Source organism: Enterobacter cloacae, assembly GCF_011078175.1.
GTDB classification, from domain to species: Bacteria; Pseudomonadota; Gammaproteobacteria; order Enterobacterales; family Enterobacteriaceae; genus Enterobacter; species Enterobacter cloacae_Q.
This window is the reverse complement of sequence record NZ_JAALCJ010000004.1, coordinates 104,498-120,367: the sequence shown is the minus strand read 5'-3', so window position 1 is coordinate 120,367 and position 15,870 is coordinate 104,498. Positions and strand designations below refer to the sequence as shown.

General features: G+C 53.7%; 16 protein-coding genes and 2 tRNA genes. 9 read left to right on the top strand and 9 right to left on the bottom strand.

The features are described from left to right. Position 1: 1 nt before the first annotated feature. Entirely contained in the window at positions 2-832 is an 831-nt protein-coding gene (locus G6Q29_RS10205; RefSeq protein ID WP_165465515.1) for an ABC transporter substrate-binding protein, read from the bottom strand. Positions 833-1,077: 245 nt separating this feature from the next. Here G6Q29_RS10205 and G6Q29_RS10200 point away from each other — a divergent pair, with 245 nt between their 5' ends. Both G6Q29_RS10200 and G6Q29_RS10195 read left to right on the top strand, forming a co-directional pair. Further along, a complete protein-coding gene (locus G6Q29_RS10200; protein WP_032653328.1) occupies positions 1,078-1,245 on the top strand; it encodes a hypothetical protein in 168 nt (55 codons plus the stop codon). Positions 1,246-1,389: 144 nt separating this feature from the next. Next, a complete protein-coding gene (locus tag G6Q29_RS10195) occupies positions 1,390-2,796 on the top strand; it encodes a DUF1996 domain-containing protein (protein ID WP_165465514.1) in 1,407 nt (468 codons plus the stop codon). Between the two features lie 56 nt (positions 2,797-2,852). Here G6Q29_RS10195 and G6Q29_RS10190 read toward each other — a convergent pair whose 3' ends face one another. Next, positions 2,853-2,993, bottom strand: a complete 141-nt coding sequence (locus tag G6Q29_RS10190) for a hypothetical protein (RefSeq protein WP_003857665.1) — start codon at positions 2,991-2,993, stop codon at positions 2,853-2,855. A 125-nt stretch (positions 2,994-3,118) separates the two neighbouring features. On the opposite strand from G6Q29_RS10190, the gene G6Q29_RS10185 reads away from it, so the two are divergent. Both G6Q29_RS10185 and G6Q29_RS10180 read left to right on the top strand, forming a co-directional pair. Then, complete coding sequence (locus G6Q29_RS10185; RefSeq protein WP_165465513.1) at positions 3,119-3,901, top strand: MBL fold metallo-hydrolase; 783 nt, start codon at positions 3,119-3,121, stop codon at positions 3,899-3,901. Positions 3,902-3,973: 72 nt separating this feature from the next. After that, complete coding sequence (locus G6Q29_RS10180) at positions 3,974-4,609, top strand: carbonic anhydrase (RefSeq protein ID WP_165465512.1); 636 nt, start codon at positions 3,974-3,976, stop codon at positions 4,607-4,609. Between the two features lie 28 nt (positions 4,610-4,637). Here the strand turns inward: G6Q29_RS10180 and G6Q29_RS10175 are convergent, their stop codons facing one another. Then, a complete protein-coding gene (locus G6Q29_RS10175) occupies positions 4,638-6,233 on the bottom strand; it encodes an FAD-NAD(P)-binding protein (RefSeq protein ID WP_165465511.1) in 1,596 nt (531 codons plus the stop codon). A gap of 781 nt (positions 6,234-7,014) precedes the next feature. Between G6Q29_RS10175 and glgS the strand changes: the two genes are divergently transcribed. Next, positions 7,015-7,215 (top strand): cell surface composition regulator GlgS, encoded by a 201-nt coding sequence (glgS, locus tag G6Q29_RS10170; RefSeq protein WP_165465510.1) that lies wholly within the window; start codon positions 7,015-7,017, stop codon positions 7,213-7,215. 172 nt (positions 7,216-7,387) lie between these two features. Then, positions 7,388-7,858, top strand: a complete 471-nt coding sequence (locus G6Q29_RS10165) for an Hsp20 family protein (RefSeq protein WP_080337613.1) — start codon at positions 7,388-7,390, stop codon at positions 7,856-7,858. Between the two features lie 303 nt (positions 7,859-8,161). On the opposite strand, the gene G6Q29_RS10160 is transcribed toward G6Q29_RS10165, so the two are convergent. The 3 genes from G6Q29_RS10160 to mdtK form a co-directional block, all read right to left on the bottom strand. After that, a tRNA-Val gene (locus G6Q29_RS10160) sits at positions 8,162-8,238 on the bottom strand. Between the two features lie 4 nt (positions 8,239-8,242). After that, positions 8,243-8,319 (bottom strand) — tRNA-Val (locus tag G6Q29_RS10155). A gap of 153 nt (positions 8,320-8,472) precedes the next feature. After that, a complete protein-coding gene (gene mdtK, locus G6Q29_RS10150; protein WP_165465509.1) occupies positions 8,473-9,846 on the bottom strand; it encodes an MdtK family multidrug efflux MATE transporter in 1,374 nt (457 codons plus the stop codon). 225 nt (positions 9,847-10,071) lie between these two features. Here mdtK and G6Q29_RS10145 point away from each other — a divergent pair, with 225 nt between their 5' ends. Then, entirely contained in the window at positions 10,072-10,713 is a 642-nt protein-coding gene (locus tag G6Q29_RS10145) for a riboflavin synthase (protein ID WP_017384610.1), read from the top strand. 30 nt (positions 10,714-10,743) lie between these two features. Here the strand turns inward: G6Q29_RS10145 and cfa are convergent, their stop codons facing one another. Next, positions 10,744-11,892, bottom strand: coding sequence for a cyclopropane fatty acyl phospholipid synthase (cfa, locus tag G6Q29_RS10140; RefSeq protein ID WP_165465508.1), 1,149 nt, complete (start codon positions 11,890-11,892; stop codon positions 10,744-10,746). A gap of 297 nt (positions 11,893-12,189) precedes the next feature. Further along, complete coding sequence (punC, locus tag G6Q29_RS10135) at positions 12,190-13,389, bottom strand: purine nucleoside transporter PunC (protein ID WP_165465507.1); 1,200 nt, start codon at positions 13,387-13,389, stop codon at positions 12,190-12,192. Positions 13,390-13,502: 113 nt separating this feature from the next. Here punC and punR point away from each other — a divergent pair, with 113 nt between their 5' ends. Then, positions 13,503-14,414, top strand: a complete 912-nt coding sequence (gene punR / locus G6Q29_RS10130) for a DNA-binding transcriptional activator PunR (protein ID WP_165465506.1) — start codon at positions 13,503-13,505, stop codon at positions 14,412-14,414. Positions 14,415-14,431: 17 nt separating this feature from the next. Here the strand turns inward: punR and purR are convergent, their stop codons facing one another. Beyond that, positions 14,432-15,457 (bottom strand): HTH-type transcriptional repressor PurR, encoded by a 1,026-nt coding sequence (gene purR / locus G6Q29_RS10125; RefSeq protein WP_003857634.1) that lies wholly within the window; start codon positions 15,455-15,457, stop codon positions 14,432-14,434. A gap of 297 nt (positions 15,458-15,754) precedes the next feature. Here purR and G6Q29_RS10120 point away from each other — a divergent pair, with 297 nt between their 5' ends. Beyond that, positions 15,755-15,844 (top strand): YnhF family membrane protein, encoded by a 90-nt coding sequence (locus tag G6Q29_RS10120; RefSeq protein WP_003857632.1) that lies wholly within the window; start codon positions 15,755-15,757, stop codon positions 15,842-15,844. The last annotated feature ends 26 nt before the right edge of the window (positions 15,845-15,870 follow it).

The window sequence follows — 15,870 nt, the reverse complement described above, 5'->3', positions numbered from 1 at the left end:
ATTACCGGGCTTCTATTTTAAAGTTACGAGGCTGTGGAGCTGGCGTGCCTGGACCGAACCAGACGTCATAGATTTTTGCCGCCTGGCCGTTGTTCTCCAGGTTTACCAGCTCATCGTTAACGGCTTTCAGCAGCGCCGTTTCACCTTTTTTCACCCCCACGCCAATCTCTTCTTTACTGAGCAGGTCAGGCAGGATTTTGAAGTCGGCTTTATCCGGCGCCTGCGCCAGCAGACCGGCCAGGATGGTGCTGTCCTGGGTAATGGCCTGCACGTTGCCATTGCGCAGTGCCGTCAGCGCCAGCGGGATGTCATCATAAGAGAGGACGCGGGACTGCGGAAAACGCTGGTGCAGCGCCTGTTCACCCGTCGTACCCTTTACGGCACCAATGCGTGCCCGGCTATAGTCATCAAGCTTGTCCGGTGATTTTGCCGGAACCAGGAACTGCTGGCCGGTGATGAAGTAAGGCGTCGAGAAATCAATTATCTGTGCACGTTCCGGGGTGATAGTGATATCCGCCACGATGAGATCCGCTTTTCCGGACTGTAGCAACGGAATGCGGTTAGCCGGATTAGTGGCGACCAGTTCAAGCTTTACGCCGAGCGATTTTGCCAGCGCTTTGGCGAAGTCCACATCGTAACCCACGATCTCATGCGTTTTGGCATCAATCGAGCCAAAGGGTGGATTGGCATCAAACGTGGCCACTTTCACCACGCCTGCTGCCTTGATATCCGCCAGCCGATCGGCCTGCGCCTGCGCTGAAACCAGGCTCCAGGCTGCCACTAATCCCAGAACCTGCGCCCGTTTTTTAAACCCTTTCATTTTTGCAGCCATAGTCATACGCCATCCCGTTGTTTTTGTTTTACCCCGTTACGCTCCCATAAGGGAAAGCTATCGCCAAATAAGAAATCGTTCTTTGCTATGAGAAAAAAAGCATGAGTGAACAAGGTTTTAAAGAAAAAACAAGAAGGCGGGGCGCTATTTGCAGATCCTGCACATCAACAGTGGATTTTGATATTTCCCCCGGGTGCAGTCCGGGTGTTTAACTGAGGACAGGTTAAGCGAGAAGGGTAATGACGATGAAAAAATGGATAAGCACGTTACGGCGGTTTTTTGCGCCCCGACCAGTGAATGCGGAGAACAGCGCGCAACGTGTTCTTGAGTCAATACTGCCTGTCGCCAGCCTGTATGGCGTGGACGTAGCCAACATCGACCCGGAGTGGTTCCATGATAAAACGTCACGCTGAACTGCGCCGGACGCGCGAAATGTACTGGAATGAGCTGTGCATGGTGTCTGTAAAGCGAGGATGAAGGGAAAAATACCCAGGCTAATCCTCGGTAAATGATGGCCGTTTTGTTACCACTTTCTCCTTTCAAAGATGGAGATAATAATGAAACGGACAGTATTAACCCCCGCGCTTTCTGCCACCGCACTTCTGCTTGCCATGCAGGCGGCACACGCTGGTCCACAGGCGCATGTTGTATGCAGCTATTCCCACACCCTCGGCGATGATGCCATTATGATGTTCGGCATGCCCAACGAGGCCATGCTGCACGACTTTTTTGGCAACGTGCACACGGATGCTTACTCCAGCCGTGAATCGCTGCGGACGCAGGAAAAGACCACCTGCGATAACAAAGCAGACAGCTCGGCCTACTGGGCGCCATCGCTGAAATTGCCGGACGGAACGGTGGCCAAACCCGCCTATCAAAAAACCTATTATCAGGCATCGAACGTTGACGCCTGGCCGCTGCACCCGTTCCCGGCGGGGCTGTCGCTTCTGGCCGGCGATCACCACGGCACCGCGCCCAATCCCCATATCACCTTTTTATGCGCTAACGGTAAAGGCTACACCAGCAAAACGGGTGAAGTCTGCGGCTTACGCAAGGCGAAGGATGCCGTGCAGTTTAATATCGGTATTCAATTCCCGAACTGTTGGGACGGGGTCAACCTGAAGCCCGCTCACGGCCTGGCTAACGCCACCTATGACACGAAAGGGCAGTGCCCATCGGCCTTCCCGGTGAAAATCCCGACGGTGAACATGAATATCGCCTACGTGCTCCCGACCATCAGCTCTCTGGATACCAGCAAAGTCCAGCTTTCCCTCGACCCCATCATGCATGGCAATGAGCGAGAAGAGCGGTGGGGAAGCCTGTATACGGCGCATGCTGACTTTATGAACGGGTGGACAGAAGATGCCGCGCGCTTTATGACCGACCTGTGCATGAATCGCGGAATGGATTGCGGCACCACCGTGCCGTATGGTTATTCGAAAGCGAAGGCCAACGTCTGGCTAAGCAGCATGGAACCCACACTGTCTCAGCCCGATCCTCAGGCCTTACTGGTGCAGGATAACTGGCAAAACGGCGGGCGAACAAAAAACAGCGAAACATTGTCGCTGGTGAAGTTCAACATCCCTCCGCTGCCGGCCGGACAGGATCCTGCCCAGTTTACATACCGCGTGCGTATTTATGGCGGGAAAGTGGAAACCAACGGCGCGGATCAAATCTTCTTCTATCCGGCGAGTAACGACTGGGATCCATCCACCGTGAGCTGGCATTCACGGCCGTCCTGCAACTACCGCTCGGATGCGGTGCTGTACCTGAACCACTCCCGGGAATACCGGATGGTGGACGTGGATAAAGCGGTACGTAAGGCGCTGGCTGAAGGGAAAACCGAAATTTCGTGGTATATCGGCGGCGATCGTCAGGGAAATCACTATCAGTTTGAGACGGCATCATCTCCGCAAAGTCTGATCCTGATGCTTACCGGGTTTAGCAAAACGCCGGAGAACTGATAGCGGGTGAACACCTCATTCATAAAAAAAGCACCGGGGCTTCCGGTGCTTTCTCGTCAGATCTTGCAGGCATCGCCGCAGTCGTCATCGGCGACAATCGCCTGGGCTTTTTTATCCGCGTCGTCGAGACGTTCCGCGTTGCGCTCTTCTGCTTCATCCAGCCCGTTAAAGACTAAGTTATCGAGATCAATTTCCATGTGCCACCTGCGTTATTCAGTTTTTGATACTGGCACAGTATAAGTCAAAAAGAGCGGGCCAGGCACCCCTCAGCACATATGGATAATCCCTGCCATACTCAGTGCTTTATTGCTGAGAAAAGCTGATGATTACACTCTGTAAAACCTGCGGTACCGCTTACGATGAACAGCCCAAAAACTGCCCGATTTGCGACGATGAGCGCCAGTATGTCCCGGTGACGGGCCAGGCGTGGACGGATTTTGACAGTCTTACTGCCACGCATACCAACAAATGGCAACAGCTGGAGCCGCAGCTGTTCAGCATCAAAACCGTCCCCTCTTTTGCCATTAACCAACGCGCCATCCTGCTGCGCACGCCGCATGGCAATATTCTCTGGGACTGTATCGCCAACCTAGATCCGGCCACCAGAGCGTTAGTCAACGCGCTCGGGGGGATCGGCGCGATCGCGATTTCGCACCCGCACTACTACACCACCATGCAGGAGTGGGCTGCCGCGTTTAACGCGCCGATCTACCTGCACGCCAGCGATCGGCAGTGGGTGATGCGTGACAGCCCGGCGATACGCTTCTGGGAGGAGGACACTCTGGAAATTATGCCGTCGGTAACGCTGCTGCGACTGGGCGGGCATTTTGCAGGCGGCACGGTGCTGCACTGGCAGTCAGGCGACGGCGTGTTGCTGGCCGGTGATATTTTGCAGGTCACGCCCGGTAAAGACGCCGTGTCGTTTATGTGGAGTTACCCGAATATGCTCCCGCTGCCTGCCCGCAGCGTTGAGTCGGTTATTGGCCGACTGACAGGTAAAACGTACAAGCGCCTGTACGGGGCCTTTGAAGGTCAGAACATCCCGGCGAACGCGGATGAGATCGTCCAGCGGTCGGGCCAGAAATATATTGCTTGTCTCCGCTAAGGCGCGGTGGTTAAATTTTACGAGTGTGATCGCGATCATACCTAAACTAAAACAGATAAAAGAGAAATGGCTATGCAACATATCATTGAAGGTTTTCTCAGCTTTCAAAAAGAGATTTTCCCGCAACGTAAAGAGCTTTTTCGTAGTTTAGCGTCCAGTCAGAATCCCAAAGCGCTGTTTATCTCCTGCTCCGACAGCCGTCTGGTTCCGGAACTGGTTACGCAACAGGAGCCAGGACAGCTCTTTGTCATTCGAAACGCGGGCAACATTGTGCCACCGTTCGGGCCGGAGCCGGGCGGTGTCTCAGCGACCATTGAATACGCTGTTGTCGCCCTGGGCGTGACCGATATCGTTATTTGCGGCCACTCCAACTGCGGCGCGATGAAGGCGATTGCTGACAACGCCAATCTGGAGCCCATGCCGGCCGTTTCCCACTGGCTGCGCTACTCCGATGCGGCGAAAGCGGTGGTTGAGAAGAAAACCTGGGATAAGCCAATCGATAAAGTGAATGCGATGGTGCAGGAGAACGTTTTTGCGCAGCTGAGCAACATCAAGACCCATCCGTCGGTGGCGGTAGGCCTGCGCAACAACGCCATTCGCCTGCACGGCTGGGTATATGACATCGAAAGCGGCAAAATCCTTGCCCTGGACAAGAACACTAAATCGTTCGTATCGCTGTCGGAAAACCCGGAAGTCTTCTTCGAGTAATCCGACACCGCAGGGCAGGGAAGCCCTGTTAAAACTCCGTGTAAGGTAACTTCCTTCGCACGCCCGACGCAGGTTTTCCAGCCGCTTTCGCTATCGCTTTACCAATTTCAGCGCACTCAGACAAACCCTGAACAAACGGACGATCGTGCATCAGCCAGGGGATCGCCCCAAAAGCGATGCGCCCCCGCAGTGATGCAGGCGCCAGCAACGTATAGTCTTCCCCCACGTCGGGGACGTCATCGCCGGTTTCCGCAAGCTGATTACGCAGGGTGGGGAAGGGAATATCCTTGTTTTTAAGTGGCTTTTGTCCGCGCGCATCAATAAATACATCGAAGCGGTAACGCTTTTCTGCCGTGGTGATGACGGTCTGATCGCTGCCGATATCCAGGTCGTAATCATCACCGAGTGCGACCACGCTAATGATCCCTGCCTCCCGCAGCGCCAGTAACCGACGGATAGACTGCGGTGGAATGGCAGCATAGTTATCAATAAAGACGCGCTCCAGCCCGGATTTAAACCGCTCTCTGTCACGCTCATTGAGTGAAGGGACAATGGCCTGAACCACTTCATGCAGACGAAGTACGGTATAGCGCCAGGCCACGGTGCGTTTCTCGCGCTTATTGCGCTCCACTTCTTTCAGATTCGCTTCGGCCCAGGTGAAAGGACCCTGCTTTTTACGATCCTCAAACCAGACATCACGAAGGGTGTCTGGATTCAGCGTGCTGAGCGCTATCGACTGGCACCAGCGCGGATCGGCCAGTTCAAGCTCTTTCACCATCAGCGCAAAGATGCGGTCAAGCAGCCCGTCCGGGCCTTTGGCTATTTCGCTTTCTGCCACAGACTCCGTTAACACGGACAGCGGTTCATAAGGGATAGGGCAGTAAATGTCGGCCTCCGGCAGAACGCCCGTGCGGGACATCAGGGTGATTTTTAACCCCTCGCTGCCTTTATTGACAACGAACTGCTCATCAGTAAATCGGCCATGCTGCATTACAACCGCCATTGCAGCGTCCAGTCCGCTAAGGGAGGTACCCATAATTCCCACCTCGCAGGCTCGGATCTCCGCGTCCATCAGCCCCGACCAGGGGCTTGGGAAATATGCGCGGGTGGTTTCATCTTCATCAGGCCAGACGTGACCGGTGGCGACTACCGCAAGATCAAACCGTCTTGAGAAAGGGGCATCGTTCACTGAAAGGGCCACGCCGTCTACATCAGCTTTAATATCAGTGACTTCTGCGTTGGGGTGCACCTCGACATGAAAGCCCGCCTTTTTCGCCTCAGCAACGACGGCAAGAAAACGATCGTGAAAATATTCACCCAACAGAATACGCGGCAGGAATTGCCGGTCGTGCAGTTTCTCACTGTCGACGTTATAGCGTGCAAGATGGGCCGCACTCTGCTGTTTGAGCCAGTCGAGATAGGAAATAAAAATGGGCGGGATTTCGATACTGGCGATGTTCGCCAGCATCAGCCGGGAATTATCCTCGTCGCTGTAGGGCATCCCGACACCGGGTTGGTCTGCCTTTTCAAACACGGCGATCGAAAGCGGCGCTGCGTTGTTAAGAAGTGAGTAAAAGGTGTAAATCCCTGTTGGGCCTGAGCCGATAATGGCGATTTTTTTCATCGAAAGCGTTCCTGCGTTTCTGAACCATACAACAAGCGTAGCAGGAGAACGGTTAAGTCATTCAATGAAGAGGGGGATTAAGACGTTTAGAACAGGGTTTTTTGCACCATTTCAGGACTGAAATTGTGCGTTCAATTGAAAATAGATATAACGCACAACTTCCTGATTTAGATGCTTTTACATAATCATTTTCACCATTAATGTACTTAATGATGTACTTGTTACAGTTCATTGGCATTGTAATGATTTTGGAGAAAACGCTTATGCGTTAGCTAACGTATATAAATATAAATTACGATTCTGACTACAGGTAGTAGCCTGGTTTATGACGGTACGTAATTTCAGTGTGGATAGCACCCGTCCAGAAGGTGCAGCACGTAGGGCTGACCATTGCCCTCGTGATAATTGGGCGAAGAACATGGCTGTATTGATGGACAGACCATTTCACAAAAGCAGTGGAATCGGTGCGTTAGCTTGTTTAATTTGAGCATTTTATTGTTCGGGGCGACCTGTTACAGCGTCTGGCATTAAAGCACGCCGTTCGCACCTTCTGGCTACATTGCGAACTTACTGCATGGCTGGCGTTTATATTTTCTGCATGAGTGATAAAAGGGAGGGAAATTCATGACCAGGGCTGAAGAGTTTTATTGTTCCTGAAATGTGAACACTGGCAGATGGATGCGCACGCATCGCTCAAAAAACGATCTTTTTCAGGCGGATACTAAGATCAGAAAAGCATATGACCTTGAACAGTAATCACAATGACTGGAGGGATATGCTAATGAAGCGACAAGGTATAAACGCATTAAAGAATTTTGATTTTCTGGCACGCAGTTTTGCCCGTATGTACGCCCTGGGCCAGCCAGTTGATATCAATGCCGTGACCGGCAATATGAGTAATGAACAGCAGGCATGGTTTCGGGAGCGATATGACCACTACCGGAGGCAGGCTGAGCGGGCGAGAGTGACAGAACTGCGATGATATAACGAACAACGGGCTTAACGGCCCGTTGCGTTTTTTAGGTTCCAGCTACATTTTGCAGGCTCCTGGGGTTGAAATATTGTGCGGTAACCTCATATAGAAGGCGGGTAAGGAATACCTGCCCGTAATACATGAACTTTTTGAATATTCTCTTTTACTGTTCAGGAGGTACATGATGACTCTCAGAACTTTTCCCATGTTGAACGATCTCTCCGACTCTCTGTTTGCGGACCGTTTTAACCGTATCGATCGCCTTTTTAGCCAGCTAACCGGCAGTACGCCGTTGCCCTCCACGCCTTCTTACAATATCCGGCGGGTGGGCGATAACCGCTATGAACTGACGCTCAGCGTGCCGGGCTGGAAAGAGAGCGAACTGGAAATTGAAACCGTCGGCGGTCAGCTGAACATCAGCGGTAAACGTGAAGAGGAGAAAACCGAAAACGGCGAAGAAGGGTGGATCCATCGGGGTATCAGCCGCAGCGACTTCCGGGCCAGCTATAGTCTGCCGGAGCATGTGAAAGTAACCGGCGCTTCGCTGGAAAACGGCTTGCTGGCGATTGAATTACACCAGGATATCCCGGAAGAAGAGAAACCTCAGCGCATCGCCATCAACAACAACCCGGCGATTGAACACAAGCCGTAATCATTGACTGACGCTGTTTTCACGCCCGGCAAACGCCGGGCGTTTTGCTAACCTGATGGGGCGCTTTTCTGGCCACTGGATATTTAAGTCGCGAATGCTGTAACGACCTCTTGCTATTGAACCAGGACCGCCTCCAGCTTAATTTTTTGAAGTCGTCAATGCTTTTACTGGACAGATAAAAATGGCTTATGCCATTCCGCTTTTCCCGGCATGCGCGGGCTGGAGGTCATTGTCGATGTATTTAAGAAAGTTTGCTGCCCCTGCACGAGGCTGAATGGAAATGAAATGTGCGAGAAAACGGAATGGTGCGTCTGAATGGACTCGAACCATCGACCCCCACCATGTCAAGGTGGTGCTCTAACCAACTGAGCTACAGACGCAGAATGGTGCGTTCAATTGGACTCGAACCAACGACCCCCACCATGTCAAGGTGGTGCTCTAACCAACTGAGCTATGAACGCATCGTGTTGTCGGTGACAACGGGGACGAATATTAGCGGCACAGCCCCAAGGTGGCAAGAGGGAAAATGCATTTTTCTCTCTGATTTCACGCGATTGCTTCATTACCGCGCAAAGTGAAGAGAAAGTAGCCGCCAGACGGCGGCTACTGTGACATTAACGTGCAGCGCGCTGCAAAATTACCGCAGACGGCTGACGTTGCAGGAAGCGCATGCGCAGCATCATCATAATGGCCGCAGACGTTAAGCCAATAATAAAGCCCATCCAGAATCCGGCTGGCCCCATGCGATCCACCACCAGATCCGTGAGCGCCAGAATGTACCCGCACGGCAGACCCAGCACCCAGTAAGCGATAAAGGTGATAAAGAAGATAGAGCGCGTATCTTTATACCCACGCAGTACGCCGCTGCCAATCACCTGGATGGAGTCAGAGATCTGATAAATGGCCGCCAGCAGCATCAGATGCGAGGCCAGAGTCACCACCTCCGGGTTGTCGTTATAGAGCAGGGCGATTTGCTCACGCAACAGCACGGTAAAGAGTGCGGTACAGACTGCCATGCAAACGCCGACGCCAAGCCCGGTACGGGCTGCCGTTTGCGCATCCAGCGTCGATCCTTGCCCCAGACGGAAGCCCACGCGAATCGTCACCGCAGCAGCCAGAGACATCGGCAGGACGAACATCAGCGAGCTGAAGTTCAGGGCGATCTGGTGTCCTGCGACATCAATAATCCCTAACGGCGAGACCAGCAGGGCGACGACGGCAAACAGCGTCACTTCGAAGAACAGCGCCAGCGCAATGGGTAACCCCAGCTGAATGAGACGGGTCATGAGCGTCCAGTCAGGTGCGCTGAACGAGGTGTCGTTACGAATGTCACGCATGGATCGCGCACGTTTAATGTAGGTGAGCATACAGCCGAACATTACCCAGTACACCGCAGCCGTGGCCACGCCGCAGCCCACGCCGCCGAGTTCCGGCATGCCAAAATGACCGTAAATGAAGACATAATTCACGGGAATGTTCACCAGCAAGCCGATAAAGCCCATCACCATACCCGGCTTGGTTTTTGCCAGCCCTTCACACTGGTTACGTGCCACCTGGAAGAACAGATAGCCCGGCGCACCCCAGAGCAGGGCGCGCAGATAACCCACCGCCTTATCGGCCAGCGCCGGGTCGATATTATGCATGGCGTGAATAATATACCCGGCGTTCCACAGGACGATCATAATCAGGACGGAGACACCCCCGGCCAGCCAGAAGCCCTGGCGCACCTGATGCGCTACGCGGTCGCGTCGACCGGAGCCGTTAAGCTGTGCGATAACGGGCGTTAGCGCCAGCAGCAGACCGTGGCCAAAAAGAATGGCCGGGAGCCAGATTGAGGTTCCGATCGCCACGGCGGCCATATCGGTAGCGCTGTAACCACCGGCCATTACCGTATCCACAAATCCCATTGCGGTTTGGGCTACCTGCGCGACGATCACCGGTATTGCCAGTGCCAATAACTGACGCGCTTCGATCATATACTTCTGCACGTGAACACCTTTGTATTGTAGTTATTTGAGAGACTAAAAAGGCCGCCTTAACTGGCAGCAAGAAGAAAAAACAGAGGGATGCCAGCTATTGTAGCGGGGTTTAACTAATTATCTAGTGAAAAAATCGCCAGAAATTGCGCATCGCTGGCAACCTGTTTTTTCAACTGTTATTGTGGTGGGATTATACGGTGTCATCGCCGTTCGGAATGAACAGGAGCTGTAAGCATGTTTACTGGTATTGTGCAGGGCACTGCCAAAGTAGTGTCCATTGATGAAAAACCGAATTTCCGCACTCACGTAGTTGAGCTGCCTGAATATATGCTCGACGGCATTGAAACCGGGGCGTCGATAGCGCATAACGGCTGCTGCCTGACGGTGACCGAAATTAACGGTAATCAGATTAGCTTTGATTTAATGAAAGAGACGCTGCGCATCACTAACCTGGGTGAGCTGGTGGTGGGAGATATCGTCAACGTTGAACGCGCGGCGAAATTCAGCGATGAGATTGGCGGGCATCTGATGTCGGGCCATATTATGACCACCGCAGAGGTGGCGAAAATCGTGACCTCGGAAAATAACCGTCAAATCTGGTTTAAGGTGCAGGATCCGTCATTAATGAAATACATCCTTTATAAAGGATTTATTGGCATCGATGGGATTAGTCTGACCGTCGGTGAAGTGACGCCAACGCGTTTTTGCGTGCATTTAATTCCTGAAACGCTGCAACGTACTACGCTTGGCGCAAAAAAACTGGGGCAGCGCGTGAATATCGAAATTGATCCCCAGACCCAGGCGGTCGTGGATACCGTTGAGCGCGTGCTGGCGGCGAAAGAGGCGGCGATAATAAAGACCGTGGAAGAAGAATAAAAAATAACCCCGGGTAACCGGGGTTATTTTTTAGCGGGCCACCCGTAAGCCGTGCTCAATCCCACGACTAAACACCACCTGCCATAGCTGTATATCCCGCGCGCGGAACGCGCCTGCGCAGGCATTCAGATAATAGCTAAACATCCGTTTGAATCGTTCCGAATAGTTGTCGGCGATTTCAGGCCATGCAGCCTGGAAACGTTCATGCCAGGCCATCAGGGTGGTGTCGTAATCTGCGCCGAAGTTATGCCAGTCTTCCACAATAAAATGCGGTTCGCTGGCGTTCGCAATCTGGCGCACAGAAGGTAAACAGCCATTCGGGAAGATATATTTGTTGATCCAGGGGTCTACATTGTTATCGGTGCGTTTAGAGCCGATGGTGTGTAGCAGGAAAATTCCGTCAGGCTTCAGGTTACGGTCGGCGACCTCGAAGTAAGTTTTGTAGTTCTTCGGCCCCACGTGCTCAAACATGCCCACGGAAACAATGCGATCGAACTGCTCGGTCAGGTCGCGGTAATCCTGAAGCCGTATATCAACATCCAGACCCAGACAGCGTTCCTGCGCCATCTTCTGCTGTTCAGCCGAAATCGTGACGCCGACTACGCTGACTCCGTAATTTTTCGCCATAAACCAGGCAAGGCCACCCCATCCACAGCCGATGTCCAGCACACGCATACCGGGCTGTAACTGCAATTTATCGCAGATCAGCTGTAGTTTGTCCTGCTGCGCCTCTTCCAGGGTTGTCGCTTTTTTCCAGTATCCGCAGGAGTATTGCATTAAAGGATCGAGCATACGGCTGAACAGATCGTTGCCCAGGTCGTAATGCTCTTTACCGACGATCCACGCCCTTTTTTTACTTTGCAGATTGAACAGGCGGGCGGAGGCAATGCGTAAGGTATCTTTGAAATGACGAGGGAGCTGGTTTTCAAGACCGGCGCGTAATACGCTGGAGAAGAACATATCCAGCCGCTCACACTCCCACCAGCCGTCCATATAGCTTTCACCCAGCCCTAACGATCCCTCCTGTAAAACGCGTTTGAAAAAATCGGGATGTTTAATCTGGGGATCGGAGGGCGATGAGCCATTAATCGTAATGCCCGCACGTCCCAACAGTTCACTGACGATCCGGGACCAGTTATCGTCCGGAACGCTGACTTCTTCTATACACGATGAACTCATAGCTTCTCCATCACCTTGCTGTGATCAGAACCTTAAAACAGCGTAGACGCTTTTTTGGTTTGTGAGAAATCTCACGGTAAATGCCCGCGAGGCTAATATCCGACGTAGAACAGAGGAAGGGAGATAACCCTTGCCGAAATGCCTTCCATGGTAAAACGGGAGCGCTCCGGCTCCCGTTAACGCTTAATATTTATCGTATTTATCGAACCAAATTCAGTATAGGCCTCAAAAATGGGTGATTCAACAGAAAATTGTTAGCAACCTAATCACTGGTTTTTAACATAATTTCCCGCGTAATCAGGCGTGAGACGTTTCGGTTTGCGCGTTGTCATTCTGCTCCCCACGCGCGGAGGACTGCATACGATACCCCAGACCTGCCAGCGCAACGGTAACCAGCATTACGCTGGTGGTGGTGAGCAGCGGTGTGGCGATCAGCGCAGAGACCACGAGGCTTGCCAGGAAGCACAGGCCAAGTTGCAGGGTATTTTGCAGCGCGGCAGCGCGGCCCGTCGCCTGCGGGAACGGACGTAGCGCCTGCGCCACAACGATAGGGTAAATGGCCCCGTTAGCGATCGCCATAACGCAGAACGGAATCAAAATTTCTGCAAGCCCGGCGCCGGGAATGAAGCCAACGCCCCAGGTCGCAATCACGCTTAACGCATACAGTACCAGTAGCCAGGGCAGCATCTGCTGACCATCCCATTTTTGCAGTGCGGCGCGACAGCCATAGCCGCCTACGAGGAAAGCTATGGTCTGTGGAACGTAGCTCAGGCCGATAGCCGCCGGGCTGTAGCCCATGTCATGCAGAATGAACGGCGAACCGGTCAGCCAGGCAAAGAAGCTGGCAGAGCAGGCAGCATAAATCAGCACGTTACCGCGATAGGCTTTCGACCGCAGTAAAGAGGTAAAGGTGATGGGCTTCGCGTCCGGATGCGTCTCTTTTTTATGCGCAGGTTTTAGCCCGAATGCGGGCAGCATGAGCGCCAGCGTAATGGCAAAGAGCGTGGCAAAAATGGCCTGCCAGTCGAAATGCGCCAGGATCCAGCTGCCCAGTAGCGGGGCAAGCGCCGGCGACAGGCCGACCAGCGGCATAATGGTGGCGAATATGCGGTTAGTGCGCGAGGCGGGATAGTAATCGGTCACCAGCGCCTGCCAGGTCACCGCTGCGGCGCAGACACCGATCGCCTGAATAAAGCGCAGCGCCAGTAGCCAGGTGGCATCGCGGACCCAAAGCATACCCAGACAGCCTACGGCAAAAATCGCCAGCCCCAGCAACAGAACGGGCTTACGGCCAAAACGATCCGAGAGCGGACCCCACAGCAATTGCGCAAAAGCAAAGCCGGCGAGGAACAAGCTCAAACTGGCGCTGATGGCGGCGGCAGGCGTTTGCAAATCTTCCTGCATCGCGGCGAACGCGGGCAGATACATATCGGTCGCCAAAAAGCCCAGCACGCTTAAGCCGCCGAGCCAGACTAAAAATCCTTTCCTGGGTTGCACTGTTTTTTCTCCTGAGGAGGCAGGTGTACGTTGGCGCAGAGTGTAGGGAGTGCAAAGCGGCTTGTGAAACGCTAATATTTGGCGAGTGCATTCAAAAATTTTGCAGGCTAAAGATGTGGTCAGATTATTCCCTTGAAGTGGTTGATGCCGTGGCGCGTAACGGCAGCTTTACCGGTGCCGCGCAGGAGCTGCACCGCGTTCCTTCGGCTATCAGCTATACGGTGCGCCAGCTGGAAGCATGGCTGGCGGTCCCGCTGTTCGAGCGGCGTCATCGCGACGTGGAGCTCACGCCTGCCGGAGCGTGGTTTTTGAAGGAAGGGCGATCTGTTATCAAAAAAATGCAGATCACCCGGGAGCAGTGCCAGCAGATCGCCAACGGCTGGCGCGGGCATCTCGCTATCGCGGTGGATAACATCGTTAAGCCGGAACGGACCCGGCAGATGATCGTCGATTTCTATCGTCATTTTTCCGACGTCGAACTGCGTGTTTCGCAGGAAGTGTTCAACGGCGTATGGGACGCGCTGGCGGACGGCAGGGTGGAGATGGCTATTGGTGCAACCCAGGCGATCCCGGTTGGTGGGCGCTACGCGTTTCGCGATATGGGCATGCTGAGCTGGACCTGCGTGGTCGCGCGCGAACACCCGCTGGCGGCGCTGGAAGGGCCGCTGAGCGATGACACCTTACGCAACTGGCCCTCGCTGGTGCTGGAAGATACATCGCGTTCGTTGCCCAAGCGCATTACCTGGCTGCTCGATAATCAGCGCCGCGTGGTTGCGCCGGACTGGGAATCGTCAGCCACCTGTCTGAGCGCGGGGCTGTGCGTGGGCATGGTGCCGGTGCATTTTGCGCGCCCGCGCATCGACGCGGGAGAGTGGGTGGCCTTGACGCTGGAAAACCCCTTCCCGGATGCCGCGTGCTGCCTGACGTGGCAGCAAAACGACGTCTCGCCCGCCATGGCCTGGCTGCTGGATTATCTGGGCGACAGCGAAACGCTGAACCGGGAGTGGTTGCGGGAACCAGCATAGCTGGCCCCGTAAAGTGATTAACGACGGTAGTCGCGGAACGGACCGTCCGCAACGGAACGGCGTTCTATCAGGCGCGGGTGAACCTCAATGGACTGGGACTGTTCACGCTTGTTGACGATCCTGTCCAGCAGCATATTGAAGGCCGTTTCACCCAGCGAATCTTTCGGCTGGTGAATAGTGGTCAGCGCCGGGGTAAAGAAGCGGGCGTTGCGCACGTTGTCATAGCCGATCACCGAGATATCCTGCGGGACGCGCAGGCCGAGTTCATCCGCCGCGCAGAGCGCGCCCATCGCCATGATGTCTCCGCCGCAGAACACCGCAGTAGGGCGATGAGGCTGGGAGACGATCTGCTGCATGGCGCGATAGCCCGACTCCGGCTCGAAGTCGCCCTGAACAATCCAGTTTTCCGGCACGGTGATCAGCGCCTCTTCCATCGCCTTCATGAAACCGGCCAGACGTCCAGCGCCGGTGTTACGCTCCAGCGGACCCGGGATCACGCCAATTTCACGATGGCCGCGTTCTACCAGATAACGCCCCGCCATATAGCCGCCTTCAAAGGCGTTATCAATAACGGAGTCGGTGAAATCTGCGCGCGCTTCGCCCCAGTCCATCACCACCATCGGAATGTGGCGATACTCTTCCAGCATGGAAAGGACCGACTCAGGGTATTCAGAGCACATTACCAGCAGGCCGTCGACGCGCTTTTGCGCCATCATTGACAGGTAAGCGCGCTGTTTTTCAATGTTGTTCCACGCGTTGCCCAGAATCAGGGTATAGCCTTTCTGGAAGCAGTTTTTTTCAACGGCTTCGATGATTTCAGCAAAGTAGGCCGCTTCACTGCTGGTGGCCAGCAGGCCAATCGATTTGGTGTGATTAACCTTCAGGCTGCGCGCGACCGCACTTGGCGAGTAGTGCAGCTCTTTGATTGCCGCCCAGACGGCATTACGCGTCTCTTCAGCAACGAAACGCGTTTTGTTAATAACATGTGATACGGTTGTAGTGGAAACGTTTGCGCGTTTTGCTACGTCTTTAATTGTTGCCATTAAATGTCACTCCAGACCATATCCTAAGCTCCTGAAAAATATGAAGGTAAACGTTTGCCTTCTCTCACCCTTATCACGCAAACATGAGTTGCGACACGCCGGGAAAACGACACAGGACGTCAGGAGGGGGTCAGTGGCCGGTACGCTAATAAATTTAGCGTGGAATTTTGTCCTATCTTGATGAAAAGGGGAAGAGGTAAAGTGTATATCCGTTTAAATCCTGGAAGATTTTTGACCTGAACTGTGTAAAAATGAGCAAGCTCACTTTTCGTAGGGTGAATAAAAGGAGAAAAATTGATGAGTACCGATCTGAAGTTTTCGCTGTTTACCACCATTGTTGTTCTTGCTCTGATTGTTGCCGGTGGTTTAACCGCTGCGCTGCACTGATTCAGGAGAGGGAGATCTTCTCCCTC

Coding starts and splice junctions, on each gene's coding strand:
- G6Q29_RS10205 (WP_165465515.1), bottom strand. CDS start 832: ATGGCTGCAAAAATGAAAGGGTTTAAAAAACGGGCGCAGGTTCTGGGA.
- G6Q29_RS10200 (WP_032653328.1), top strand. CDS start 1,078: ATGAAAAAATGGATAAGCACGTTACGGCGGTTTTTTGCGCCCCGACCA.
- G6Q29_RS10195 (WP_165465514.1), top strand. CDS start 1,390: ATGAAACGGACAGTATTAACCCCCGCGCTTTCTGCCACCGCACTTCTG.
- G6Q29_RS10190 (WP_003857665.1), bottom strand. CDS start 2,993: ATGGAAATTGATCTCGATAACTTAGTCTTTAACGGGCTGGATGAAGCA.
- G6Q29_RS10185 (WP_165465513.1), top strand. CDS start 3,119: ATGATTACACTCTGTAAAACCTGCGGTACCGCTTACGATGAACAGCCC.
- G6Q29_RS10180 (WP_165465512.1), top strand. CDS start 3,974: ATGCAACATATCATTGAAGGTTTTCTCAGCTTTCAAAAAGAGATTTTC.
- G6Q29_RS10175 (WP_165465511.1), bottom strand. CDS start 6,233: ATGAAAAAAATCGCCATTATCGGCTCAGGCCCAACAGGGATTTACACC.
- glgS (WP_165465510.1), top strand. CDS start 7,015: ATGAAGCGACAAGGTATAAACGCATTAAAGAATTTTGATTTTCTGGCA.
- G6Q29_RS10165 (WP_080337613.1), top strand. CDS start 7,388: ATGATGACTCTCAGAACTTTTCCCATGTTGAACGATCTCTCCGACTCT.
- G6Q29_RS10145 (WP_017384610.1), top strand. CDS start 10,072: ATGTTTACTGGTATTGTGCAGGGCACTGCCAAAGTAGTGTCCATTGAT.
- cfa (WP_165465508.1), bottom strand. CDS start 11,892: ATGAGTTCATCGTGTATAGAAGAAGTCAGCGTTCCGGACGATAACTGG.
- punR (WP_165465506.1), top strand. CDS start 13,503: ATGTGGTCAGATTATTCCCTTGAAGTGGTTGATGCCGTGGCGCGTAAC.
- purR (WP_003857634.1), bottom strand. CDS start 15,457: ATGGCAACAATTAAAGACGTAGCAAAACGCGCAAACGTTTCCACTACA.
- G6Q29_RS10120 (WP_003857632.1), top strand. CDS start 15,755: ATGAGTACCGATCTGAAGTTTTCGCTGTTTACCACCATTGTTGTTCTT.